The organism is Pseudomonas sp. NBRC 111143 (assembly GCF_001320965.1).
Taxonomy (GTDB): Bacteria; Pseudomonadota; Gammaproteobacteria; order Pseudomonadales; family Pseudomonadaceae; genus Aquipseudomonas; species Aquipseudomonas machongensis.
In genome coordinates this window covers 1-24575 of sequence record NZ_BCBT01000065.1, presented here as the reverse complement: position 1 = coordinate 24575, position 24575 = coordinate 1, and the positions used below count along the sequence as shown (strand labels likewise).

20 protein-coding genes are annotated in these 24575 nt (G+C 64.3%); 8 read left to right on the top strand and 12 right to left on the bottom strand.

Annotated elements, in window-relative coordinates:
* The first annotated feature begins 32 nt into the window (after positions 1-32).
* Complete coding sequence (gene hexR / locus APH44_RS25440; protein ID WP_200604055.1) at positions 33-887, top strand: DNA-binding transcriptional regulator HexR; 855 nt, start codon at positions 33-35, stop codon at positions 885-887.
* A gap of 1 nt (position 888) precedes the next feature.
* Here the strand turns inward: hexR and APH44_RS25435 are convergent, their stop codons facing one another.
* From APH44_RS25435 to edd, 11 genes are all read right to left on the bottom strand, one after another.
* Positions 889-1743: a D-hexose-6-phosphate mutarotase gene (locus APH44_RS25435; RefSeq protein WP_054895158.1), complete on the bottom strand. Its 855-nt coding sequence runs from the start codon at positions 1741-1743 to the stop codon at positions 889-891.
* Between the two features lie 117 nt (positions 1744-1860).
* Positions 1861-3204, bottom strand: coding sequence for a carbohydrate porin (locus APH44_RS25430; RefSeq protein ID WP_054895157.1), 1344 nt, complete (start codon positions 3202-3204; stop codon positions 1861-1863).
* Positions 3205-3245: 41 nt separating this feature from the next.
* Complete coding sequence (locus tag APH44_RS25425; protein WP_054895156.1) at positions 3246-4400, bottom strand: ABC transporter ATP-binding protein; 1155 nt, start codon at positions 4398-4400, stop codon at positions 3246-3248.
* 3 nt (positions 4401-4403) lie between these two features.
* The gene (locus APH44_RS25420) at positions 4404-5249 is read right to left on the bottom strand and encodes a carbohydrate ABC transporter permease (protein WP_054895155.1); all 846 of its coding nucleotides are present in this window, start codon (positions 5247-5249) and stop codon (positions 4404-4406) included.
* The gene (locus tag APH44_RS25415; protein ID WP_054895154.1) at positions 5239-6150 is read right to left on the bottom strand and encodes a carbohydrate ABC transporter permease; all 912 of its coding nucleotides are present in this window, start codon (positions 6148-6150) and stop codon (positions 5239-5241) included. The genes APH44_RS25420 and APH44_RS25415 overlap by 11 nt, the downstream gene beginning before the upstream one ends.
* 148 nt (positions 6151-6298) lie before the next feature.
* Complete coding sequence (locus APH44_RS25410) at positions 6299-7585, bottom strand: ABC transporter substrate-binding protein (protein WP_054895153.1); 1287 nt, start codon at positions 7583-7585, stop codon at positions 6299-6301.
* A 107-nt stretch (positions 7586-7692) separates the two neighbouring features.
* Entirely contained in the window at positions 7693-8946 is a 1254-nt protein-coding gene (locus APH44_RS25405; RefSeq protein WP_054895152.1) for an AGE family epimerase/isomerase, read from the bottom strand.
* A gap of 197 nt (positions 8947-9143) precedes the next feature.
* Positions 9144-10610 (bottom strand): ATP-binding protein, encoded by a 1467-nt coding sequence (locus tag APH44_RS25400; RefSeq protein WP_054895151.1) that lies wholly within the window; start codon positions 10608-10610, stop codon positions 9144-9146.
* Complete coding sequence (locus tag APH44_RS25395) at positions 10591-11289, bottom strand: response regulator transcription factor (protein ID WP_232233528.1); 699 nt, start codon at positions 11287-11289, stop codon at positions 10591-10593. The genes APH44_RS25400 and APH44_RS25395 overlap by 20 nt, the downstream gene beginning before the upstream one ends.
* Before the next feature lie 168 nt (positions 11290-11457).
* A complete protein-coding gene (locus tag APH44_RS25390) occupies positions 11458-12417 on the bottom strand; it encodes a glucokinase (RefSeq protein WP_054895149.1) in 960 nt (319 codons plus the stop codon).
* The gene (edd, locus tag APH44_RS25385; RefSeq protein WP_054895148.1) at positions 12414-14240 is read right to left on the bottom strand and encodes a phosphogluconate dehydratase; all 1827 of its coding nucleotides are present in this window, start codon (positions 14238-14240) and stop codon (positions 12414-12416) included. The genes APH44_RS25390 and edd overlap by 4 nt, the downstream gene beginning before the upstream one ends.
* 270 nt (positions 14241-14510) lie before the next feature.
* On the opposite strand from edd, the gene gap reads away from it, so the two are divergent.
* The 7 genes from gap to APH44_RS25350 all read left to right on the top strand — a co-directional run bounded on the left by gap (position 14511) and on the right by APH44_RS25350 (position 22564).
* Complete coding sequence (gap, locus tag APH44_RS25380) at positions 14511-15512, top strand: type I glyceraldehyde-3-phosphate dehydrogenase (RefSeq protein ID WP_054895147.1); 1002 nt, start codon at positions 14511-14513, stop codon at positions 15510-15512.
* Between the two features lie 116 nt (positions 15513-15628).
* A complete protein-coding gene (locus APH44_RS25375) occupies positions 15629-16141 on the top strand; it encodes an RNA polymerase sigma factor (RefSeq protein WP_054895146.1) in 513 nt (170 codons plus the stop codon).
* A 148-nt stretch (positions 16142-16289) separates the two neighbouring features.
* The gene (locus APH44_RS25370) at positions 16290-17192 is read left to right on the top strand and encodes a FecR domain-containing protein (RefSeq protein ID WP_231100319.1); all 903 of its coding nucleotides are present in this window, start codon (positions 16290-16292) and stop codon (positions 17190-17192) included.
* A gap of 157 nt (positions 17193-17349) precedes the next feature.
* Entirely contained in the window at positions 17350-19938 is a 2589-nt protein-coding gene (locus tag APH44_RS25365) for a TonB-dependent receptor (protein ID WP_054895144.1), read from the top strand.
* A gap of 147 nt (positions 19939-20085) precedes the next feature.
* Entirely contained in the window at positions 20086-20691 is a 606-nt protein-coding gene (locus tag APH44_RS25360; protein WP_054895143.1) for a biliverdin-producing heme oxygenase, read from the top strand.
* Positions 20692-20743: 52 nt separating this feature from the next.
* A complete protein-coding gene (locus tag APH44_RS25355) occupies positions 20744-21157 on the top strand; it encodes a YbaN family protein (protein WP_054895168.1) in 414 nt (137 codons plus the stop codon).
* A gap of 57 nt (positions 21158-21214) precedes the next feature.
* The gene (locus APH44_RS25350) at positions 21215-22564 is read left to right on the top strand and encodes a CoA transferase (protein WP_054895142.1); all 1350 of its coding nucleotides are present in this window, start codon (positions 21215-21217) and stop codon (positions 22562-22564) included.
* Between the two features lie 133 nt (positions 22565-22697).
* Here the strand turns inward: APH44_RS25350 and arcD are convergent, their stop codons facing one another.
* Positions 22698-24125: an arginine-ornithine antiporter gene (gene arcD / locus APH44_RS25345; protein ID WP_054895141.1), complete on the bottom strand. Its 1428-nt coding sequence runs from the start codon at positions 24123-24125 to the stop codon at positions 22698-22700.
* Positions 24126-24575: the final 450 nt, after the last annotated feature.

The window sequence follows — 24575 nt, the reverse complement described above, 5'->3', positions numbered from 1 at the left end:
TCTTTCCGACCCAAGGACATCCCATGGACCGTGTGCGAAACCTCCTGGAACAGATCCAGGGACGCCTCGACGAGCTGAACAAGGCCGAACGCAAAGTCGCCGAAGTCATCCTCCTCAACCCGCAGCAAGCCACCCGTTTCAGCATTGCCGCCCTGGCCCAGGCGGCCAAGGTCAGCGAACCGACCGTCAACCGCTTCTGCCGCTCGTTCGGCGTCAGCGGCTACCCGGAACTCAAGCTGCAACTGGCGCAGAGCCTGGCCAGTGGCGCCGCCTACGTGAGCCGCGCAGTGGAAGCCGACGACGATCCGGCGGCCTATACCCAGAAGATCTTCGCCAGCGCCATCGCTTCGCTCGACAGCGCCTGCCAGCAGATCGACCCGCAGCAGGTCAGCCGCGCCGTGGACATGATGATCCAGGCCCGGCAGATCCACTTCTTCGGCCTGGGCGCCTCGGCCCCGGTGGCCATGGACGCCCAGCACAAGTTCTTCCGCTTCAACCTGGCGGTGTCGGCGCATCCCGACGTGCTGATGCAGCGCATGCTGGCGTCGGTCGCGCACACCGGTGATCTGTTCGTGATCATTTCCTACACCGGGCGCACCCGCGAACTGGTCGAAGTGGCGAAGCAGGCCAGGGAAAACGGCGCCTCGGTGCTGGGTATCACGGCCGCCGGCTCGCCACTGGCCAAGGCCTGCAGCATGAGCCTGCACCTGCCGTTGCCGGAAGACACCGACATCTACATGCCGATGACCTCGCGCATCATCCAGTTGACGGTGCTCGATGTACTGGCGACCGGCATGACCCTGCGCCGCGGCTCGGATTTCCAGCCACACCTGCGCAAGATCAAGGAAAGCCTCAACGCCAGCCGCTACCCTGCCGAAGACAGCTGACTCAGCTGAGCCGATGCGCCTGCAGCCGCAATTGCGCGCGCTGCCCAGGCGCCAGGCTCAGGCCCTCGCCGCTGCCACTGGCAGCCTCGACGCAGACGAAGCCCTGGCTCTCGCGCCCGCTCACTCCCATCAATGGGCGATTACCCGGGTGCCAGACCACCGTGTCGTCGCTGTCGCTGGTGTCGATGCACAGGTCACGCCCCCAGGCCGAGTCATGCAACTGCACTTGCGGTGTACCGGGGTAGACCTTCTGACACCCCCCGTTGAGCGTGAGCACGCCGTCTTCACGGCAGGCCTGGCGGTTGAGGCGGTCGTAGCCGTCGATATCCTCAAGGCCTGACAAGGCAATCTGCGACACGTCGCTGATGCGCCAGAACGCCAACAATGCGTGGCTCAGCTGGCAGGGTTCGCTGTCCTGGTGCTCGGTGCACAGGCGCAGTTCCATGCTCGAGCCCAGCCGGGCGTGCAAGTCGACCTGCCAGTCGCACAGGTCCAGGCGCCACTTGAGCGTGACGCCCTCCTCGTCCTCGCGGCTGTCGAGCAGCTTCCAGTCCAGCAAGCGCCCCCAGCCGTGGGCCGGCCACAGGTCCTCGCTGGGATGACGGCCATACCAGGGCCAGCACACCGGCACGCCGCCACGGATCGCACCGACCTGTGGCCATTGCTCGGCGCACCACAACCAGGGTTTCTCGCCGCTCGGCTGAAAGTGCAGCAACTGTGCGCCCTGGCGGCTGAACACCGCCTGGCAGCGCGGGTGATCGATGATCAGGACATCGCGCTGCTGGTAACGCTCCCACTCGAAAACCGGCCGTCGCCGCTGCGAAGTGAAAAAGCGATGGAGCGGATGTTCAGACATGTTCAGAAAGCTCTTGTTGTTTGAGATAGCGCTGTCTTTACCCAAGCCCGAGATCCACTGAAGAACAGTGGATCTCGGGGTGTGGGGATGGATGGCGTAAATTTACAACAATTTTTCTCAGAATGACGACTGAATCTTCAAGCCTGCGACCAACGCGTTGTCGACATCGTCCACACCGCCAGGGCTCTTGATGTACTGCAGGTTCGGCCGCACGGTCAGCCAGTTGGTGACGTGGAAGCCGTAGTACAGCTCGGCGTTGTACTCGGTGCGCTGCAGCGGTACGAAGCCAGGGTTGTCGTAGTCATTGATCCCGCTCTGGGCGTTGAGCAGTTCGGCGCGCTTCTTCACGTCGTCATTGACGTGAATGCGGGCGATGCCGAAGCCGATATCATCCTTGGGCCGTGCATCGAAGGCGCCCTTGTAGACCATGCCCACCTGCTGGTAATTGTCGACCACGTTGGTCGCCTTGTCGTGCACGGTGAAGTTGGCGAACAGGCTCAGGCCGCGGTTGGCATCGCCGTTGTGCGCGGTGACCTGCTGCTGGGCCACGACCCACCAGCCATGTTTGCTCGAGTGCGACTTGAAGGCTTGGCCAGTCAACGCCTGCGGGTTGCCGTTGATGTCGTCGTAGACGTCGTCGGCCTTGGCGGTGCTGTAGTAATAGCCCAGGCGGTATTCGCCCGGCAGGCCGTTGACCTTCGGCGACCAGACCATCTCCACCGGCAGGATCGCGCCCTTGGTCCCGCTGCCACTGAGCTTGAAGCCGTTGCCGGTCTCGAGGTTGGACGGGTTCTGCTCGTAGGCACCGACCTGGACGAAGAACTCAGGCGTGATGTTGTACTTCACCCGCAGCGCCCACTGGCTGACCGGCCAGTTGTACCAGATGCCACCCACCCAGTTACCCACCTGCGAACCGCAGAACGCCAGGTTCTGGAAGTCGCAAGGGAAGCTGTTGAAGTCCTCGCCTTCCCCGAACCGGCCGACCTTCACGTCCAGCGCGCCGTCGAAGTACTTCTGCTTGACCCACATCTGCGTCAGACGCCAGGTCTGGCCACGGCCCCAGACTTCCTGCACCGAGCTGAACTGCCCGGCGCGCGGGTCGCTGATGCGGTCGTTGGACAGGTTGCGACCGCTACGCTCGGTGATCGCCAGCTTGAACTCCGCATCGTGCCAGCCGAGGATCTTCTGCAGGTCCAGGTGCGCGCCGAGGGCGAACTGGTCGCTGTAGCGCGCGGTCTTGTCGTTGTTGTAGCCACCGTGCAGGTTACCGGCCACTTCACCGACGTAGTCGAGGGTGAAGTCATAGCCTTTTTCCAACAGCTCGGTGCGAGCCCCACCCCAGTCGCCAGTCATCCATTTCGACTCGCTGGAGAAAGCCTCGGCAGCATGCGCGCCATTGCTGCCAACGAGGGCGAGCAGGGTCAGCGAGCCTAGTGCCTTGATACGCTTGCGATGGTCCATCCCTTGTTTCCTCTTTTCTTGTTATCGATGGTTTGCTTGCTTCAACGTCCCTTGATACGTGTCACGTTGTCCTTGACTTGAGCGTCCGCTGCCGGCAGGTCCAGGCGCTCGCCGCTGCTCGCGTCGAACAGCAGGACCCGCGCCGGATCGAACTGCAGGTTGAGGCTGTCACCCACGTTGCAGGCGACGTCCGGCGCCAACCGGCAGCAGACCTTGGTCTGGTTGAGGGTGACGAACACCAGCAGGTCCGGTCCGGTAGGTTCCAGGACCTGCACTTCTGCACGCACCGCCGGCAAGCCGTTGCCTTCGGCGCTACCAAGTGCGATCTGCTCAGGGCGCACGCCGAGGATCACTTCGCGGCCGTCCAGCGCTTCGCTGGCAGCGCCCAGGGGCAGTTCGCAGCGGGCCTGGCCGCTGTCGAGCAGGGCGAACAGGCGCCCGTCCTGCTTGCTGATGCGCACCGGGATGAAGTTCATCGGTGGCGAACCGATGAAGCTGGCGACGAACAGGTTGGCCGGATCGTTGTAGATCTGCTGGGGCGTACCGAACTGCTGGATGACGCCGTCCTTCATCACCGCGACCTTGTCACCCAGGGTCATGGCCTCGATCTGGTCGTGGGTCACGTACACCGTGGTGGTTTTCAGACGCTGGTGCATCAATTTCATTTCGGTGCGCATCTCGACCCGCAGCTTGGCGTCGAGGTTCGACAACGGCTCGTCGAACAGGTAGATCTTCGGCCTGCGCGCCAGCGCCCGGCCCATGGCCACGCGCTGTTGCTGGCCACCGGAGAGCTGGCCAGGCTTGCGATTGAGCAGGTGTTCGATCTGCAGCAGCTTGGCTACCCGCGCGACTTCTTCGTCGATCGCCGACTGCGGCATCTTGCGGATCTTCAGGCCGAACTCGATGTTCTCGCGCACGCTCATGGTCGGGTACAGCGCGTAGGACTGGAACACCATGGCGATGTCACGGTCCTTCGGGCTCATGCCGGAGACGTCCTGGTCATCGATCAGGATCGCCCCACCGGTGATGTTCTCGAGGCCGGCGATGCAGTTCATCAAGGTGGACTTGCCGCAGCCGGAAGGGCCGACCAGGATCAGGAACTCGCCATCCTTGATGGCCAGCTGGATATCCTTGAGGGTGTCCGGCAGGCCGGTGCCGTAGGTCTTGTTTACATTGCGAAGTTCGAGCGTTGCCATGACTTACCCCTTGACTGCGCCGGCGGTCAGCCCACGCACGAAATACTTGCCTGCGACCACATAGACCAGCAGGGTTGGCAGTGCGGCGATCATTGCCGCGGCCATGTCGACGTTGTATTCCTTGGCACCGGTGCTGGTGTTGACCAGGTTGTTCAGGGCCACGGTGATCGGTTGCGAATCGCCGCTGGAGAACACCACGCCGAACAGGAAGTCGTTCCAGATCTGGGTGAACTGCCAGATCAGGCAGACCATGATGATCGGCGTCGACATCGGCAGGATGATGCGGCGGAAGATGGTGAAGAACCCGGCACCATCCAGGCGTGCAGCCTTGACCAGTGCCTCGGGAATGCTCACGTAGTAGTTGCGGAAGAACAGCGTGGTGAAGGCCAGACCATAGACCACGTGCACCAGCACCAGCCCCGAGGTGGTGCTGGCAAGTCCCAGCTTGCCGAGGGTGAACGAGGCCGGCAGCAGCACGGTCTGGAAGGGCAGGAAGCAGCCGAACAGCAGCAGACCGAAGAACAGTTGCGAGCCACGGAAGCGCCACATCGACAGCACGTAGCCGTTCAGCGCGCCGATGGCCGTGGAGATCAGCACCGCCGGCACGGTGATCAGGATCGAGTTCCAGAAGTAGCCGCTGACCGTGGCCCAGGCCTTGACCCAGCCAATCGTGGTGAACAGCTCGGGCCAGCTCAACAGGTTGCCGGTGCTGATGTCTTCCGGGGTCTTGAAGCTGGTCAGCAGCATCACTACCAGCGGCACCAGGTAGAGCAGCACGGCGAGCAGCAGCACCGCGTGGATGGCGATGCGGCCCAGGCCGAGGGCCGGTTTGTCGAGGTTAGTGGTCATTGCGTTTGGTCCTCAGCTCGGAATACAGGTAAGGCACGAGGATCGCGAGGATCGCGCCGAGCATCAGGATCGCGCTGGCAGAACCCATGCCCATCTGCCCGCGGCTGAAGGTGAACGAGTACATGAACATCGCTGGCAGGTCCGAGGAATAGCCAGGGCCACCGGCGGTCATCGCGGCCACCAGGTCGAAGCTCTTGATGGCGATGTGCGAGAGGATCATCAGCGAGCTGAAGAACACCGGGCGCAGGCTTGGCAGCACCACGGTCCAGTAGATGCGCGGCATGCTAGCGCCGTCGATTTGCGCAGCACGGATGATCGACTGGTCGACACCGCGCAGCCCGGCAAGGAACATCGCCATGATGAAGCCCGAGGCCTGCCACACGGCGGCGATCACCAGGCAGTAGACGACCCGGTCCGGATCGATCAGCCAGTCGAGGCGAAAACCCTCCCAGCCCCAGTCGCGCAGCAGCTTGTCCAGGCCCATGCCGGGGTTGAGCAGCCACTTCCAGGCGGTACCGGTCACGATCATCGACAGTGCCATGGGGTACAGGTAGATGGTGCGGATCACCCCTTCGCGGCGGATGCGCTGGTCGAGGAACACCGCCAGCAGCACGCCGATCACCAGGGTGATGCCGATGAACATCCCGCCGAACACCAGCAGGTTCTTGCTCGCCACCCACCAGCGGTCGTTGTCGAACAGCCGCGCGTACTGGGCCAGGCCCGCCCATTTGTAGGTGGGCAGGAAGGTCGAGGTGGTGAACGACAGGACGAAGGTCCAGAGGATGTAGCCGTAGAAGCCCACCAGGACGATGAACATGCTCGGCGCCAGCACCAGTTTCGGTAGCCAGCGCTGGAGCGCGTCCAGGGGTGAGGCCCGCAGTTGGGCGGTGGTCGTAGTCATGAGTGGGATACCCGGATGAAGTAACAGCACATCACCCTGTGGGAGCGGGCTTGCCCGCGAAGCAGACACCGCAGTGCCTGCCACCGGCTATGCCGGTGTTCGCGGGCGAGCCCGCTCCCACAGAGATCTCACCGATCTCGGCGATCGGTCATTGGGCAGCCTTGACCGCTGCGTTGAGCTTCTTCGCCGCATCGGCCGGATCGGCCTTCGGATCGTTGATGTAGTTGGTCACCACATCGAAGAACGCCCCCTGCACGGCGAGCGTGGTCGCCATGTTGTGCGCCATGCTCGGTTGCAGGCCACCCGACTTGGCGTCGGCCAGGAAGTCCTTGGCAGCGGTCTGTGCGCAACTGTCGAAGCCATACTTGCTCATGTCGGCCAGCATATCGTTGCGCACCGGGATCGAGCCCTTGTTGATGCTGAAGGTCTTCTGGAAGTCTTCACCCAGCACACGCTTGGCGATGTCCTGCTGACCTGCTGTGGTGCCTTCGTTCTTCTGCTTGAACACCGCCAGCGAGTCGATGTTGTACAGGAAGCCCTTTTCGGTGCCGGGGAAGGGTACGCACTGGTAGTCCTTGCCCGCGGTCTTCTTGGCCAGGGTCCACTCGCTCTTGGCCCAGTCGCCCATGATCTGCATGCCGGCCTTGCCGTTGATGACCTTCGCAGCCTCGAGGTTCCAGTCCTGGCCCTTGCCGTCAGGGTCCATGTAGGTGGCGACCTTCTTGAGCTCGGTCAGCGCCTTGACCATCTCCGGGCCGGTCAGGGCTTTTTCGTCGAGGTCGACCAGGGCCTTCTTGTAGCCCTCCACCCCCATCACCGCGAGCACCACGTTCTCGAACACGGTGCTGTCCTGCCATGGCTGGCCACCGTGGGCCAGGGGGATGAAGCCTGCGGCCTTGAGCTTGTCGGCTGCGGCGTAGAATTCGTCGAGGGTGGTCGGCGCCTTTTCGATGCCGGCCTTCTTGAACACCTCGGGGTTGATCCACAGCCAGTTGATGCGGTGGATGTTCACCGGCACGGCGACGTAGTCACCTTCGTACTTGACGGTGTCGGCGACTTTCTTGTCGAGCAGGCTGTCCCACTTCTCCTGCTTGGCGACGTCCTTGAGCACATCGCTGTCGAGCAGGCCGGTGGCGGCCCAGTCCTGGATATCGGGGCCCTTGATCTGGGCGACGCCTGGCGGGTTGCCGGCGACGGCGCGGCTCTTGAGCACGGTCATCGCGGTGGAACCACCGCCACCGGCCACAGCGCCGTCCTTCCAGGTGAAGCCGTCTTTCTCGACCTGGGCCTTGAGGACGTCGACGGCAGCTTTCTCGCCGCCGGAGGTCCACCAGTGCACCACCTCGACGCTGCCTTTGGATTCGGCGGCGAAGGCGCTGAGGGGCATGAGCGAGGCGAGGGAAATAGCGGCGGCGAGGCGCAGAGTGGAATTCATCGGTATACCTTTCTTGTTGTTATGCGGTGCAAGTCGTTCGCTTGCGTTGCATGGAGTCTAATGAGCGCGCAGACCAGGGCAGGTAACGAAGCGATGCGCGAATGTCATCACTTGGTTACATTGCCCAGGGCCAGCGCAGTGGCCAGGCTGGGTGCCAACGGCAGGCGCGGCAGGAGCACCGCCTGGTAGGCGTGGTAAAGATCGGGCTTGCCGCCCCAGATGCTTGCGCCAGGGCGGTTCTGCGGGTCCAGCTCATGGTGCCAGCTGCCGTGGACGCGATCGATGAAATGGCTGTCGATGAAGTCCCAGAAACGCCGGTACCACTGCTCGTATTCACCTTCCCCGGTACGACGCAACAACGCGGCAGCCGTCGCACAGGCTTCGGCGTGGGTCCAGTGCAAACGCGCCCGCACTACTGGCCGGTTCTGCCAATCGAGGGTGTAGACGATGCCCGGCGCGCCATCAGCGTGCCAGGCGTGACGACAGGCATTGGCGAACAGCCCCCGCGCGTCGTCCAGCAGCCACTGCGGGGCGGGCAGGTCGGCACGCTGGCGCGCGGCCTCCAGGTGAAGAACCAGGCGTGCCCACTCGAAGGCATGGCCGGGTGTGGTGCCGTAGGGGCGAAAACCGTCGGTGGGGTTGTCGTGGTTGTAGTCGTGCAGTGCCTGCCACTGCACGTCGAAATGCTCGATGACACCGAAGCCGTTAGCCGCGGCATGGGTATGGATGATCCGCTCGACGATGCGCAGGGCGCGGTCGAGCCAGTGCGTGTGGCCGGTGACATCGGCCAGGGCGAGGAAGGCCTCGGTGGCGTGCATGTTGCTGTTGGCGCCACGGTAGGCTTCCGGCTGCGTCCAGTCATGGGCGAAGGACTCGCGCAGGGCGCCCTCTTCCTCGCTCCAGAAGCGCGTCTCGATGACCGCGACGGCCGCCCCGAGCAACTGCTCGGCGCCAGGCGCGCCGGCGACCACCGCGGAACTGGCGGCCAAGGCGACGAAGGCATGCAGGTAGGCGGTCTTGCCGGTATCGCCCTCGCCATCGGCGCGGGCGAACCAGCCATCATCCCGCGCATCGCGCAGCGGCCCTGCGAGCAGTGCCGCGACACCGTGCTCCACCAGCGGCAGGCAGCCAGGGATGCCCTGCACATGCGCCATGGCGAAGCAGTGGATCATGCGCGCAGTGTGCAGGGTTTCGGCGATTGCGCCGTCGGGCAGTCGGCCCTGAGCATCGAGGCTGCCAAAACCGCCAGGCAGGCGCGAGGCCTTGGCGAAGCTCACCAGGCGCTGGCCCTCGGCGACCAGCCAGGCGTTGTGAACCGAGGAGTCGAGCCAACTGCAGAAAGGGAAATCGACGCTGTCCATCACCTGCTCAATCCTTGCCAGGGACAGGCCGGGTGCCTGTCGTCAGCGAATTCTAGCCAGCCGTCCCGGCGGGCATGTCACGAAGGCCTGTATGAATGTCACCGTCCCGTGACAATTTCAGTGGCCTCATCGCGGGACAAGCCCGCTCCCACAGCTCCCTGTGGTAGCGGGCTTGTCCCGCGATAGGGCTGGCCCAATCAATCGATAGTCCGAGGCAGGAACAAGGTCACCCGCAACCCACCCTCACGCAGGTTCAACAAACTCACCTCCCCGCCATGGCTGTGGGCGATGTTACGCGCAATCCCCAGCCCCAGCCCATACCCCTGCTGCTGCCCCGCCAGGCGGAAATGCGGCTCGAACACCTGCTCCAGACGCTGCTCCGGCACGCCGGGGCCCTGGTCGTCGACCTGCAGCACGAAGGCCTCGGCGTTGTCGATGATGCGCAGGTGCGCACGCTCGCCGTACTTGATGGCGTTGTCGATCAGGTTGCCGATGCAGCGCCGCAAGGCCAGTGGCTTGCCCGGATAAGGCGCCAGCACACGCCCTTCGACCGTGATTCGACCATCACGCAGATAGGGTTCGGCGAGGATTTCCAGCACCTGGTTGAGGTCGATCGGTTCGATGTTCTCGTGGATGTCGGTATCTTTCACGCACTGCAAAGCGCCCTTGACCAGCAGCTCCAGCTCGTCGAGATCGCGGCTGAACTTGGCTTGCAGGTGCTCGTCTTCGAGCAGTTCCACCCGCAGGCGCAGGCGGGTGATCGGCGTGCGCAGGTCGTGGGAGATGGCGCTGAACAGCTGCGAGCGTTCGGTCAGGTAGCGGCTGATACGCTCACGCATGGCATTGAACGCGCGCCCTACCTCGACCACCTCGCTGCCGCCACCTTCGGCCACCGGCGGCACGTCGGCTCCCAGTGACATCTCCCGCGCTGCCCGCGCCAGGCGCTTGAGCGGCCAGCTCTGCCAGTGCACCAGCAAGCCGATGAACAACAGCAGCAACAGGGTGGTCAGGGCGATGAAGCCGATCTGCTGGCGCGGCAGGCGCTCGGGTTCAAGACCGGTATAGGGCTCGGGCAACAGCGAGGCGATGTACAGCCACTCGCCTTCGTCCAGGCGGATCTGGGTGACCAGCACCGGCGGATTGAGCGGTTCGAGGGTCAACGCGTAGTGGGCCCAGGAGCGCGGCAGCTCGTCGAGCTTCAGGCCGCTGTTGAAGATGCGCAGGTCGTCGGGGCTGACGAACTCGACGGAGATTTCCATCTGCTGACCCAGGCGTTCGTGCAGCACCTGCTGGAACACCTCGATCACCGCTTGCTTGCGCGGGGTGATGGGCAGCACCGGCATGTCCAGCGGCTTTTCGTTGAGCGAGACGAAAAAGCGCGTACCGCCCATGCTGCGCAGCTGATCGAGCACCATCGGCCGGTAGGCGACCGGCAGGGAGCGGAAGTAGCTGACGCTGGCGCTCATCGAGTGCGCAAGGCTGCTGGCGCTGGCGCGCAGGCCCTGCAACTGGCTGGCCCGCAACTGGGCGACCCAGATCACGCTCGACAACCCCTGGGCGATCAGCACCACCAGCAAGGTGAGCAGCAGCATGCGCCCCAGCAACGAACGCGGCAGCAGGCGCCAGCGGCGCTCGACAGCCTGCTCAGCCGGCACAGCTGACATTCGCGGCAAGCAGGTAGCCGCTGCCGCGCACGGTGCGGATCAGCCGCGGCGGCTTGTCGGTGTCCCGCAGGCGCTGGCGCAGGCGGCTCACCGCCATGTCGACGATGCGGTCCAGCGGCATCGGCTCACGCCCGCGGGTGGCATTGCCAATGGTGTCGCGGTCGAGGATCTGCTGGGGATGGTCGAGAAACAGCTTGAGCAGGGCGAAGTCGGCACCGGAGAGAATCACTTCTTCGCCATCGCGGTGGAACAGACGATGGCTGACCGTATCCAGGCGCCAGTCTTCGAAGGTAAGCACCGCGCTGGCAGGGGTGGCTGTGGTGAAGTCGCAGCGACGCAGCAGGGCCTTGATTCGCGCCTGGAGTTCGCGCGGGCTGAAGGGTTTGCCCAGGTAATCGTCGGCGCCCAGTTCCAGGCCGATGACACGGTCGGCTTCATCGGAGCTGGCGGTGAGCATGATGATCGGCACCCGCGACTGGCGCGGGTGCTGGCGCACCCAGCGGCACAGGCTGAAGCCATCCTCGTCGGGCAGCATCACGTCGAGGATCACCAGGTCGTAGTTGCCGGCATCCAGCGCGCGGCGAAAGCCCTGGCCGTCGGGTTCGGCATGGACCTGGAGGCCGGAGCGGCTGAGGTAGGTCTGCAGCAACTCGCGAATGTCCTGATCGTCGTCGACCATCAGGATGGTTTTACCGGCAGTGCTCACAATGAATTCCCTTTGGTCGTTACAGGTCTTGATGCCTGTTGTGGCGACATTCTATCGGTGTCGAGGCCATTCGCGGGCAAGCCCGCTCCCACAGTGCCTTGTGGAAACGGGCTTGTCCGCGAATGGCAGCACAACCGACCTTCAGTGGTCCAGCATCTGCTGCAAGGCCACACCGGCTCCGAGCAACCCGGAAAACTCCGCCGTCACCAGCCACACCGGCACACCCGGGAAGTAGCCGCTCATGCAGCCCTTGTCGACAAAGCTTGTCGCGAAACCGCTGCGCAGGAACAGCTCGGCGAAGCGCGGCACCACACCGCCAACAATATAGACCCCACCGCGCGCGCCCAGGGTCAGCACATTGTTACCCGCTACACGCCCGAGAAAGCGTGAGAACTGTTCGATCACCGCCAGGGCCTGCGGTTCGCCGCCCAGCGCAGCATCGGTGATCTGCGCAGGGGTCTTGTGCCGGGGTGTAGCGCCATCCAGCGCACAGATCGCCTGGTACAGCCGCACCAGCCCACCACCACTGAGCACGGTCTCGGCGCTGACATGGCCGATCTGGCTGTGGATCTGCTGGTGGATCGCCGCCTCACGGGCATTGCCCACCGGCAGGTCGACATGCCCGCCCTCGCCCGGCAGCGCCATCCAGTGCTGCTCACCGAGGCTGAGCAAGGTGCCGACGCCAAGGCCGGTACCCGCACCAATGACCAGCGCCGGGCGCGCGGCGTCCGCCTGGCCGGGGCACACCTCGACGAACTCGCCAGGCTTGAGGCGGGTCATGCCCAGCGCCATGGCGGAAAAGTCGTTGATCAGCGACAGGCGCTCGACCTGCAGGACCTTGCAGAAGGCCGAGCGGCTCAGGCGCCAGTGATTGTTGGTGAAGCGAAATTCGTCACCATCGACAGGGCCGGCCACCGACAGGCACACGTCCGAGACGTCGCCACGTTCGAGGCCCTGGTCCTTGAGGTAAGCCTCGATAGCCTGCTCGGGGCTGGAATAGTCCGCCGTCGCCAGCACCTGCACCGCGTGCAGGTCATTGTCACGCCACAGGGCAAAGCGGGCGTTGGTACCGCCGATGTCACCGACCAGCGAGGCCTTCATTTGAAACGCTCCAGGGCAGAGGTAAAGGCGCTGGCGCCCTGCTCTGCCGGGCTGAACGCGACGCGCATGAAGCCGAACAGCTCGCGCCCGCACCCCAGGTCATTACCCTGGGGTGCATCAGGCTGATCGCGACTGGCCAGTTCCTCGGCCGACACCATCAGTTGCAGCGTGCCTTCGACACCGTCGACGCGCACGATATCACCATCGCGCACCCGTGCCAGCGGGCCGCCGTCATAGGCTTCGGGGCACACGTGGATCGCCGCCGGTATCTTGCCCGAAGCACCGGACATGCGTCCGTCGGTGACCAGCGCGACCTTGTAGCCGCGGTCCTGCAGCACACCGAGGAACGGCGTGAGCTTGTGCAGCTCGGGCATGCCGTTGCAGCGCGGGCCCTGGAAACGCACCACGGCGACGAAATCGCGCTCCAATTCGCCAGCCTTGAAGGCATCGGCCAGCGACTGCTGATCGTGGAACACTCGCGCCGGAGCCTCGACCACCTGGTGTTCCGGCGCCACGGCGGAGACTTTCATCACCCCGCGCCCCAGGTTGCCTTCCATCACCCGCAACCCGCCCTCGGCCGAGAATGGCCGGGCGACCGGGCGCAGGATGCTTTCGTCCAAGCTGTGCTGCGGCCCTTCGCGCCACACCAGCTTGCCGTCGTCGAGGAACGGTTCCTGGGTGTAGCGGCGCAGACCGTGGCCGGCCACGGTATTGACGTCCTCGTGCAGCAGCCCGGCGTCGAGCAGTTCGCGGATCAGGAAGCTCATGCCGCCTGCGGCCTGGAAGTGGTTGATGTCGGCCTTGCCGTTGGGATAGACGTGAGACAGCGTCGGCACCACCTCGGAGAGGTCGGCCATGTCCTGCCAGGTCAGCTGGATCCCGGCAGCCTGGGCAATCGCCGGGATATGCAGGGTGTGGTTGGTCGAGCCGCCGGTGGCGTGCAGAGCGACGATGGAGTTGACCAGCGCCTTCTCGTCGACGATCTCGCCCAACGGCATGAAGCTGCCGCTGGCCTTGGTCATGCGCGTGACCTGCTGCGCCGCCTCGGCGGTCAGCGCATCGCGCAATGGGGTGTAGGGGTTGACGAACGAGGCGCCCGGCAGGTGCAGGCCCATGACTTCCATCACCAGTTGGTTGGTGTTGGCTGTCCCATAGAAGGTGCAGGTGCCGGGGCTGTGGTAGGACTTCATCTCCGACTCCAGCAACTCCTCGCGGCTGGCCTTGCCCTCGGCGTAGCGCTGGCGCACGTCGGCCTTTTCCTTGTTGGAGATGCCCGAAGGCATCGGCCCGCCAGGCACGAAGATGGTCGGCAGGTGGCCGAAGCGCAACGCACCCATCATCAGGCCGGGCACGATCTTGTCGCAGATGCCCAGCATCAGCGCGGCATCGAACATGTTGTGCGACAGGGCGATGGCCGTGGACATGGCGATCACTTCGCGGCTGGCGATCGCCAGCTCCATGCCAGGTTCACCCTGGGTCACGCCATCGCACATGGCCGGTACGCCACCGGCGAACTGGCCGACCGAGCCGATATCGCGCAGCGCCTGTTTGATCTGTTCGGGGAAGTGCTGGTACGGCTGGTGCGCCGAGAGCATGTCGTTGTAGGCAGAGACGATGGCTACGTTGGCGGCGTTCATCATCCGCAGGCTGTGCTTGTCCTGGCTGCCGCAGCCGGCCACGCCGTGGGCGAAGTTGGCACACTGCAGGCTGGCGCGCATCGGGCCGTCGCTGGCCGCGCCGCGAATGAGCTCAAGGTAGCGTTCACGGGTGGCACGGCTGCGTTCGGTCAGCCTTGCGGTGACCTCAAGGATGCGCGGATGCATGTACTGGACTCCAGGCTATGTGTAAGGGCGACCTGAACCGGCATTTCCACTCCAAACGATTGCGACCTAGGCTCAAGGCAGGGGCCGGAAAGGTCGTTGGCGTGGAAGGCTCGATCACTCGTTGTAGATTTACCAAAATATTGCCACTAAAAATGCTTGTTTTCTATCTTGGAGTGAATAATCTTGTAATTCCAATAACAAAACCGTTTCAGTGAAGCCTCATCCCATTTTGTGCCACAGGCTTCACCCGAACTGCCAGAGGTAATGCCAATGACCCTTCGCATCGCGATCAACGGATTCGGCCGCATCGGACGCAACGTCCTGCGCGCACTCTATACCCAAGGCTACCGCCAGGACCTGCAGGTCGTCGCCATCAACGACCTGGGCGACAGCGCGATGAATGCCCACCTGCTCAAGTACGACAGCGTACATGGCACCTTCGATGCCACCGTCGAGGCCGATCATGAAAGCCTGACGGTCAACGGCGATCGCATCGCCGTCAGCGCCATCCGCAACCCCGCCGAACTGCCCTGGAAAGCCGAAGCCATCGATGTGGTGTTCGAATGCACCGGGCTGTTCACCGACCGCGCCAAGGCGGCGGCCCATATCACTGCTGGCGCCGGCAAGGTGATCATCTCGGCGCCGGCCAAGGGCGCCGATGCTACCGTGGTGTATGGCGTCAACCACGACGTGCTGCGCGCCTCGCACCAAGTCATCTCCAACGCCTCGTGCACCACCAACTGCCTGGCGCCGATCGCCCAGGTGCTGCAGCGTGAGTTCGGCATCGAGCAGGGGCTGATGACCACCATCCACGCCTACACCAACGACCAGGTGCTGACCGACGTCTACCACAGCGACCCCTACCGGGCCCGCTCGGCCACCCAATCGATGATCCCGAGCAAGACTGGCGCCGCCGAAGCCGTGGGCCTGGTGCTGCCGGAACTGGCCGGCAAGCTCACCGGCATGGCGGTACGGGTACCGGTGATCAACGTGTCGCTGGTCGACCTGACCGTCAACCTCAAGCGCGAAGCCAGTGCCGACGAGGTCAACCGCTTGTTCCTCGAAGCCAGCCGCCATTCGCGCGTGCTCGGCTACAACAGCCTGCCGCTGGTGTCGTGCGACTTCAACCACAACCCGCTGTCGTCGATCTTCGACGCCAACCACACCCGCGCCAACGGCCGCATGCTCAAGGTGCTGGCCTGGTACGACAACGAGTGGGGCTTCTCCAACCGCATGCTGGACAACTGCCTGGCGCTGTTCCGGGCACAATGAAAAGGCCTTGGGGCTGCCTGGCGGCCCCACCTTTACCCCTTCATGACATTTCTCTGCTTGACCTGACGCATGGATGATAAGCATTATCATTCACCCCTCATCGGCCAGGTTTCCCCGTGAGTCAGTCCCGGTTCAACTCAGTCTTCCTCACCCAGCGCCTCACCCTGCTGCGCACCTTGCAGCGCATGGTCGGCAACCCCAGCACGGCGGAAGACCTGCTGCAGGAAACCTACCTGCGGGTTACCCGTGCGCTGGGCGAGCGACCTATCGAACACCTCGAACCCTTCGTGTTCCAGACCGCCCGCAACCTTGCCCTCGACCATTTGCGCGCGCGCCGCGTGCAGTCACGCACACTGGTCGACGACGTGCCCGAGCAAGTGCTGCACAATGTCGCCGCGCCGCTGGGCAACAGCGAGGATGCGGTGCATGCCGAGCAACTGCTCAAGCGCCTGAGCGTCAGCCTCGGCCAGCTCACCGCACGCCAGCAGCGCATCTTCATCCTCAGCCGCCTGCATGGTGCCAGCTACCTGGAAATCGCCGAGCAGTTGCAGGTCTCGGCCAGCACCGTACAGAAGGAACTGAAGCTGATCATGGCGATCTGCATGGGTGTAGCCGACCGCCTCAAGTGAGCGACCGCTCGCCACCTGGGCAGGTGCTGGCTCTTGCCATGCCTGTCCACAGCGCCGATCATCTGCAAAAAACGCCATGCAAGGATCCCCCGTGAGCAACCCTGCCCCTCGCCCATCGCCCGCCGAGCCAGATGCCCGCGCCCGTGCCATGGACGAAGCGCAGGACTGGTTGATCCGCCTGCAATGCCCCACCGAGCAGGACACCCAGGACTTCGAAGCCTGGCTGGGCGCTGCCGAACAGAACGCCGAAGCCTATGTCGAAGCCGAGGCGCTGTGGAATGGCGCCGCCCTGCGCCATCTGGCGGGCGATCTGCACCAACAGCGCCGCACCTCGCTGCGCGGGCGCCTGCGCCGCCACTGGAAACCATTGGCCACCGCGGCCGTGCTGCTGGTCGGGCTGTTCACCTTCGGCAACCTGCCGGTGCGCCTGCAGGCCGATCACCTGACCGTGGTCGGCGAACGCCAGCGCCTGCAGCTGGACGATGGCGCCAAGGTGCTGCTCAATACCAACTCGGCCTTTGCCAGTGACCAGCGCGACGGGCGCCAGGTTGCACGGCTGTTGCAGGGCGAGGCCTATTTCGAAGTGCCCGGCGGCAACCAGCCACCGCTTGAAGTCCAGGCCGGCCCCTTGCGTGCACAGGTGCGCGACACCAACTTCGCCGTACGCTACCTCGATGGCCAGGCGCAGGTACGTGTGCAGCGCGGCGACGTCGACTTGCAGGCCGCCAGCGACCAGCGCATCCGCCTGAGCGCCGGAGACAGCATCAGCGTCGGGCCAGACGGTTTCGGTCAGCGCCAGCGCGCCGATCTGCACAAGGAACTGGCCTGGATCGATGGCCGCCTGGTGTTCGAGAACTGCCCGTTGAGCCAGGTGCTCGCCGAACTGCGCCGCTACTACCCGGGCTGGATCATCAACCGCAACGACCATCTGGAACAGGTGGCCGTTACCGGCAACTACCGCCTGGACCAGCCTCTGGAGACCCTGCGAGCCCTGGCCCATATCACCTCGGCGCAGTTGCACGAATACCCGGCGGTGGTGATTCTCAACTGAGTTGTGCCCAAGGGGTCGCCGAACCGCCGCTCCCGCAAATTATTTTTACGCGACTCCCATCCCACGCCCGTCTCGTTATAGCCAATGCAATTGATTCTTGTTCGAAAACAAGAACTGCACTCACCTATAACAGTTCGCGCGACAGGGAGCGCTTCCGATGTCCTCAGGTCCAACCCGCCCATCCCCCTCTTCCCGACGCATGGGACAACTGTCCCTGCTGACCCTGGCCCTGCTGGCCAGCGGCGCCTGCAGCCTGCCGGCGCTGGCAGCAGAGCCGGCGCAGGCCGCCAGCCCGCGGATGGGCGACTATCGCTTCGCCATCGCCCAACAGCCACTGGTATCGGCGATCAACGCGTTCAGTGAAATCACCGGCTGGCAGGTCGGCTTCTCCGCCGATTTGGCCGAGGGCGTGGCTTCGCCGGGCGTGCAAGGGGCACTGGCGCCGGAAGCGGCACTGCAGAAACTGCTGCACGGCACAGGCCTGGGCTTTCGCAAGATCGGCAACGGCAACGTCGTGCTCGAGCGCCAGACCGCAGGCAACGCCATTGCCCTGCAACAGCTGACCGTCAGCGCCACCCGCAGCGCCCAGGACGTGAGCCAGGTACCGAGCACCGTCAGTGTGCAGACCCGCGAGCAACTGGACCGCCAGAACGTCAACGACATCAAGCAACTGGTGCGCTACGAGCCGGGTGTCTCGGTTGGCGGTGTCGGCCAGCGCAGCGGCCTGAACGGCTACAACATCCGTGGCATCGACGGAGAGCGAATCCTCACCCAGGTCGATGGCGTATCGATCCCCGACAGCTTCTTCTACGGCCCGTACGCCCAGACCCAGCGCAACTACGTCGACCCCGAGATCGTCAAGCGCGTCGAGATCCTGCGTGGTCCGGCCTCGGTGCTGTACGGCAGCAACGCCATCGGCGGCGCGGTGAGCTACTACACCCTCGACCCGGACGACATCATCAAGCCTGGCAAGGACGTTGGCGCGCGCTTGAAGACCGGCTACAGTTCGGCCGACGAAAGCTGGCTGACCTCCGCCACCGTCGCTGGCCGCCAGGGCGACTTCGACGGCCTGCTGCACCTGAGCCAGCGCAACGGCCACGAGACCGAATCCTACGGTGGCCACGGCGGCACCGGCCTTGGCCGCACCGAAGCCAACCCGGAAGACGTGCGCACCACCAACGTACTGGCCAAGCTGGGCTGGAACTACGCTGACGACGCGCGCCTGGGCTTCACCTACGAGCACTACAAGGACGACCGCGACCAGAACATCCTCAGCGCGGTGGGCGGCCCGTTCATCCCTGGCTTCGGCGCCATGAACTCCTATCGCATGCGCCAGGGCAACGACACCGTCACCCGCGAGCGCTTCGGTATCAACCACGAGTTCGGCCTCGACAGCCCGGTCGCAGACCACGTGAAGTGGAGCCTCAACTACCAGATCGCCAAGACCGACCAGCGCACCGACGAACTCTATTTCGCCTCCGGTCGCCAGGTGTTCCGTGATCGCCAGACCACCTACAAGGATCGCCAATGGGTGTTCGATGGTCAGTTCGACAAGGCCTTCAGCATCGGTGAGACCGATCACCTGCTCACCTACGGCACCACCCTCAAGCACGAGAAGGTCACCGGCTCGCGCAGCGGCACCGGCACCTGCCTGAACATCGGTGGCACCTGCCGCGCCATCGGCCAGAACAGCGTGAGCGATAGCCAGGCGCTGGTCAGCGACTTCCCGGATCCGACCATCAACACCTACAGCCTGTTCGCCCAGGATGAGATCCGCTGGAACAACTGGACCTTCCTGCCAGGTGCGCGTTACGACTACACCCGCATGGAACCGAAGATGACCGCAGAATTCCTGCGTGGCATCCAGGGCACCGGCGCGGCGCCGTCCAGCGTCGACGACGGCGACAAGAAATGGCACCGCGTCTCGCCCAAGTTCGGCGTCACCTATGCCTTCAACGACAACTACACCTGGTACGGCCAGTACGCCGAGGGTTTCCGTACCCCGACCGCAAAGGCCATGTACGGCCGCTTCGACAACCCGACCCTGGGCTACAGCGTCGAACCCAACCCCAACCTCGAGCCTGAAAAGAGCAAGAGCTACGAGACGGGCCTGCGCGGCAACTTCGAGGCCGGCAATTTCGACGTGGCGGTGTTCTACAACAAGTACCGCGACTTCATCAACGAAGACGCCGTGCAGTCCGCCAACCTGGGCTCGACCTTCCAGGCCAACAACATCAAGCACGCGACCATCAAGGGTGCCGAGTTCAAGGGCCGCCTGAACCTCGATCACTTCGGCGCGCCGCAAGGCCTCTACACCCAAGGCTCGCTGGCCTATGCCCATGGCCGCAACGACGACAATGGCCAGCCGCTGAACAGCGTCAACCCGCTGACCGCGGTGATGGGCCTGGGCTACGAGCAGCAGAACTACGGCGGCCTGCTCAGTTGGACACTGGTCAAGCGCAAGACCCGCGTCGACGACAGCACCTTCTTCGCCCCGGATGGCGCCAGCTCGCAGTTCCGCACGCCGGGCTACGGGGTGCTCGACCTGACCGGGTTCTACAAGGTGACCGAGGATGTGACCGTCAACGCAGGTCTCTACAACCTCACCGACAAGAAATACTGGCAGTGGGATGACGTGCGCGGCTACGACGGCCTTGGCGAGGCGGCGGTGACCCAGCCGGCCAACCTCGACCGCCTGACCATGCCGGGACGCAACTTCGCCATCAATGTGGTCTGGGATATCTGATCCCGGTACCCGCGGGGGCGGCCTTGTGCCGCTTCCGCCCCCCTCCCGAACACAAATGCCTCCCACTCCCAGGTGAGGTTTTTTTACTGTCCTGCGTCTTCTCTTTCGTCTTGTACCTAGACAGCCCCATTTCCCAAGGATGCCCCCATGACCCGCCACACCTCCGAGCGCGCCGCCCTGCGCTCGCAACGCCTGAACCAGGTCACTCACGCACCGCACACCGAGCTGGACGCTCTGGTCAAGTCGCACGCGCCGTTCGACAGCCGCGAGAGCTTCGCCCGCTTCGTCGTCGCCCAGTACCTGTTCCAGTCCGAACTGCAGGCGCTGTACACCGACCCCGCACTGATCGCCATCGTCCCTGACCTGGCCGAGCGTTGCCGGGCCGAACAGGCACGCCTGGACCTGGCCGACCTGAACACCGAAGTCCCGGCCCCGGTCGCAGGCGCCCTGGTCAAGCCAAGCCTGGGCGAAGCCCTGGGCTGGATCTTCGTCTCCGAAGGCTCCAAACTGGGCGCCGCGTTCCTGATCAAGCGTGCCGTGGCCCTGGACCTGTCCGACAGCTTCGGCGCCCGTCACCTGGGCGAGCCCGCCGGTGGTCGTGCAGAGGGCTGGAAACAGTTCACCCGCATCCTCGACGGCCTGGAACTGTCGGCCGAAGAGGACGCTGCCGCCGAGCGTGGCGCCGTCGCGGCCTTCGAGCGCTTCACCGAGCTGCTCAAGCACGCCTACGCCACGGATGCGGCGCTGGCCTGAGACGCACCTGCCGGCCACCATTCGGGTGGCCGGACCGCTTTGCAGTGAGACCATGACCCGACTTGCCCGCTCCCGACTGTCCCGCCTGCTGTATGCGATCCTGGCTTATGTCAGCCTCGGGATAGGTCTGGTCGCCATCGTCATTCCCGGCCTGCCCACCACCGAGTTCATCCTCCTGGCCGCCTGGGCCGCGACCCGCAGCTCACCGCGCCTGTCCGCCTGGCTGGAAAACCACCGGCTGTTCGGACCGATCCTGTGGAACTGGCGCAACGGCAAGGTGATCCAGCGCCGCGCCAAGGTCAGCGCGACCATCAGCATGCTGCTGTGCGCAGGGTTGATGCTCACCATGCTCGAGCACCACTGGCCAGTGTTTCTTGCCATCGCCGGCATGACCCTGGGCAACCTGTGGATCTGGTCGCGCCCCGAACAACCCACCGCGCCACTGCCCGCCCAACTGCAACGCTGAGCATTTGCATCCCAGCGCGGGATGTACTGCAATGGGATCCACCAAGGAGGATCCTGCATGCCCCAGTTGCTCGACACCATCGTCCGTGAACTTAACCTCGACCACGCCGCCCTGCGCTGGCACGGCGTTGGTGGGCTGCCCTCGACGTTTGCCGTCACCGACCTGGCCGCCGCGAGCATGGCCGCTGCCGGGCTGGCACTGGCCAGCCTGCTGCAGCGCCAGACCGACAACTGCCCGCTGGTCAGCATCGATCGGCGCCTGGCCTCGTTCTGGTTTGCCACCAGCCTGCGCCCACATGGCTGGCAGACACCTCCCCTGTGGGACGCCGTCGCCGGTGACTATCCCACCCGCGATGGCTGGATTCGCCTGCACACCAACGCCCCCCATCATCGTCAGGCCGCACTCGGCGTGCTGGGCACCCCCGCCGATCGCCAGGCGGTCGCGGCGCAGGTCCTGCGCTGGGACGGTGAGGCGCTGGAAAGCGCCGTGGTCGAAGCCGGAGGCTGTGCGGCGAAGATGCGCAGCTGGGCGCAATGGTGTGAACACCCGCAGGGGCAGGCCGTGAACAAGGAGCCCTTGGTGCTGCGCGAGCAGTTCGACGCGGCAGCGCCATTGGCCTGGCAAGGCTGTGAAACACGTCCGCTGGCCGGTATCAAGGTGCTGGATCTGACGCGTATCCTCGCCGGCCCCACCGCCAGCCGCTTGCTGGCCGCCTTCGGCGCCGAAGTGCTGCGCATCGACCCATTCGGTTGGGATGAGCCGGCGGTGGTCGCCGAAGTCACCCTGGGCAAGCGCTGTGCGCGCCTGGATCTGCGTGCGACGCCTGACCGCGAGGTGTTCGAACGGCTGCTGGGGGAGGCCGACATTCTCCTGCATGGCTATCGCGCCGATGCACTGGAGCATCTGGGTTTTGGCGCGCAGCACAGGCGCCAGCTCAACCCAGGCCTGATCGATGTAAGCCTCAACGCCTACGGCTGGAGCGGCCCCTGGCAAGCACGCCGCGGCTTCGACAGCCTGGTGCAGATGAGCAGCGGCATCGCCCGCGAAGGCATGCGCTGGCAACAAACGGACAGACCTGTGCCTTTGCCGGTGCAGGCGCTGGACCATGCAACCGGGTACCTGATGGCAGCCGAGGCGATCCGCGGGCTGGAACAGCGCCTGGCTCGTGGCGCCGGTTACCGGGCACGGCTGTCCTTGGCTCGCACCGCCAAGCTGTTGGTGGAGCATGGAACGATGGCGGATGACTTGCCCCTGGCAGCAGAAACGCCCGAGGATCTCGACCCGCATCTGGAGCAGACGCCCTGGGGGCCCGCGCAAAGGATCAAGGGGCCGTTGAAGGTGGGGCAGGCGTCGATGCACTGGGCACGTGGGGCTTGCGAGCTGGGTTCGGCTCAAGCGCGTTGGTGACGATTTATGGCCTCATCGCGGGACCAGCCCGCTCCCACAAAAGGGGGCTGACCCATCGAGTTTGTGAGCATGCGTGGGAGCGGTGCGCCGCTGCGACTTGTCCCGCGATGAGGCCGCAACAACCGCCACCCACTTACAAACTCAGCGCCCCCGAGTACAGCGCATAAGCCGCTACCCCTGCGCCCACCAGTACCGCCGCGAATATCAGCTTCTCCCAATGGCTGAACAATGCCTGCCCCTGCTCGTGCCTGGCCCGGGCGAACAGGATCACTCCCGGGGCATAGAGCAGGGCCGACAGCAACAGGTACTTGAGCCCCCCGGCATACAACAGCCACACCGCATACAACAGCGCCAGCAGCGCCACGGCCAGATCCTTTCGCCGCAGCCCCGCCTGCCCGGCATAGCTCTCGCCCCGCCAGGCCAGCAGCACGGCATAGGCCGCCGACCAGAAGTACGGCACCAGGATCATCGACGACGCCAGGTAGATCAGGCTGGTATAGGTGCCAGCCGAGAACAGGGTGATCAGCAGGAACCCCTGGATCATGCTGTTGGTCAGCCACAGTGCATTGGCCGGCACATGATTGGCATTTTCCCTGGCCAGGAAACGCGGCATTGTCTTGTCGCGAGCGGTGGCGAAGAGAATCTCGGCACACAGCAAGGCCCATGACAGCAGCGCCCCAAGCAACGAAACCGCCAACCCGATACTGATCAGCATCGCCCCCCAGGGCCCGACGATATGTTCCAGCACCGACGCCAGCGACGGGTTCTGCAACCCCGCCAGTTCAGGCTGGGTCATCACCCCCAGCGACAGCACGTTGACCAGCACCAGTAGCGCCAGCACCCCGAGAAAGCCGATCACCGTGGCCTTGCCGACATCCGAACGGTGTAGCGCACGCCCGGAATAGACACTGGCGCCCTCGATGCCGATGAACACGAACACCGTCACCAGCATCATGTTGCGCACCTGCTCCAGGACGCTGCCGAACTTCGGGTTGCCCAGCCCCCAGATATCACGGGTGAAGATATCCGCGCGGAAGGCGAAGGCCGCGATGACGATGAAGATCAGCAGCGGTACGACCTTGGCCACCGTGGTGACCTGGTTGATGAAGGTCGCTTCCTTGATGCCACGCAGTACCAGGAAATGCACTGCCCACAGCAACAGCGAAGCGCAGCCGATGGCTATCGGCGTATTGCCCTCACCGAATACGGGAAAGTAGAAACCCAGGGTGCTGAACAACAGCACGAAATAGCCGACGTTGCCCAGCCAGGCACTGATCCAGTAGCCCCAGGCTGACGAGAAGCCCATGTAGTCACCAAAGCCGGCCTTGGCGTAGGCGTAGACGCCCGAGTCCAGGTCGGGCTTGCGGTTGGCCAGGGTCTGGAACACGAAGGCCAGCGCGAGCATGCCGACCGCAGTGATGCTCCAGCCGATCAGTACTGCGCCAACATCGGCACGGGCGGCCATGTTCTGCGGCAATGAAAAGATCCCGCCGCCGATCATCGAACCGACCACCAGGGCGATCAGCGCCCCCAGGCGAAGCTTATGTCCCGGTTCGCCCATCTGCAGCTCCCTCACGCCTGTCGCCTGTCTGAAACATAACGGCCACTGCATATAAATGTTGCAGCTTGTTTATTAATCAACGCCATTAAAGCTATAGCACTCATAACGCATTTGTCTATATGCCGACGGCCGCCAATATTCACATTGTCGAGCAACTCGCAAATTCGCGACGCCCTGTCGAATGACACGTGAAAAATTTGCGAAACCGCTAAAAACGACTAGCTTCAGATTTCGCGAGCCGAACAGAGCGTTTGCTCTAGAAGTACATGGAGGTGCCAGCGCACAAGGCTTGCAGCAAAGTCGTCGGCACTCTCCAGGAGACCCGAGCAAGAATTTTCTCACGCTGTCGCGCCATGAACTGATCCACATCAGCGAATGACTACAGCGCCGGATTTATTCTGTCGTCAACTTTCTCCTGGCATGGAGTTGTTAAATGTCTGATTCTCCCGG

Bases quoted from the DNA above. Each gene is read 5' to 3' on its own strand.
- APH44_RS25435 (WP_054895158.1), bottom strand. From the start codon at position 1,743: ATGTCTGAACATCCGCTCCATCGCTTTTTCACTTCGCAGCGGCGACGG.
- APH44_RS25430 (WP_054895157.1), bottom strand. From the start codon at position 3,204: ATGGACCATCGCAAGCGTATCAAGGCACTAGGCTCGCTGACCCTGCTC.
- APH44_RS25425 (WP_054895156.1), bottom strand. From the start codon at position 4,400: ATGGCAACGCTCGAACTTCGCAATGTAAACAAGACCTACGGCACCGGC.
- APH44_RS25420 (WP_054895155.1), bottom strand. From the start codon at position 5,249: ATGACCACTAACCTCGACAAACCGGCCCTCGGCCTGGGCCGCATCGCC.
- APH44_RS25415 (WP_054895154.1), bottom strand. From the start codon at position 6,150: ATGACTACGACCACCGCCCAACTGCGGGCCTCACCCCTGGACGCGCTC.
- APH44_RS25410 (WP_054895153.1), bottom strand. From the start codon at position 7,585: ATGAATTCCACTCTGCGCCTCGCCGCCGCTATTTCCCTCGCCTCGCTC.
- APH44_RS25405 (WP_054895152.1), bottom strand. From the start codon at position 8,946: ATGGACAGCGTCGATTTCCCTTTCTGCAGTTGGCTCGACTCCTCGGTT.
- APH44_RS25400 (WP_054895151.1), bottom strand. From the start codon at position 10,610: ATGTCAGCTGTGCCGGCTGAGCAGGCTGTCGAGCGCCGCTGGCGCCTG.
- APH44_RS25395 (WP_232233528.1), bottom strand. From the start codon at position 11,289: ATGGTCGACGACGATCAGGACATTCGCGAGTTGCTGCAGACCTACCTC.
- APH44_RS25390 (WP_054895149.1), bottom strand. From the start codon at position 12,417: ATGAAGGCCTCGCTGGTCGGTGACATCGGCGGTACCAACGCCCGCTTT.
- edd (WP_054895148.1), bottom strand. From the start codon at position 14,240: ATGCATCCGCGCATCCTTGAGGTCACCGCAAGGCTGACCGAACGCAGC.
- gap (WP_054895147.1), top strand. From the start codon at position 14,511: ATGACCCTTCGCATCGCGATCAACGGATTCGGCCGCATCGGACGCAAC.
- APH44_RS25370 (WP_231100319.1), top strand. From the start codon at position 16,290: ATGGACGAAGCGCAGGACTGGTTGATCCGCCTGCAATGCCCCACCGAG.
- APH44_RS25365 (WP_054895144.1), top strand. From the start codon at position 17,350: ATGTCCTCAGGTCCAACCCGCCCATCCCCCTCTTCCCGACGCATGGGA.
- APH44_RS25360 (WP_054895143.1), top strand. From the start codon at position 20,086: ATGACCCGCCACACCTCCGAGCGCGCCGCCCTGCGCTCGCAACGCCTG.
- APH44_RS25355 (WP_054895168.1), top strand. From the start codon at position 20,744: ATGACCCGACTTGCCCGCTCCCGACTGTCCCGCCTGCTGTATGCGATC.
- APH44_RS25350 (WP_054895142.1), top strand. From the start codon at position 21,215: ATGCCCCAGTTGCTCGACACCATCGTCCGTGAACTTAACCTCGACCAC.
- arcD (WP_054895141.1), bottom strand. From the start codon at position 24,125: ATGGGCGAACCGGGACATAAGCTTCGCCTGGGGGCGCTGATCGCCCTG.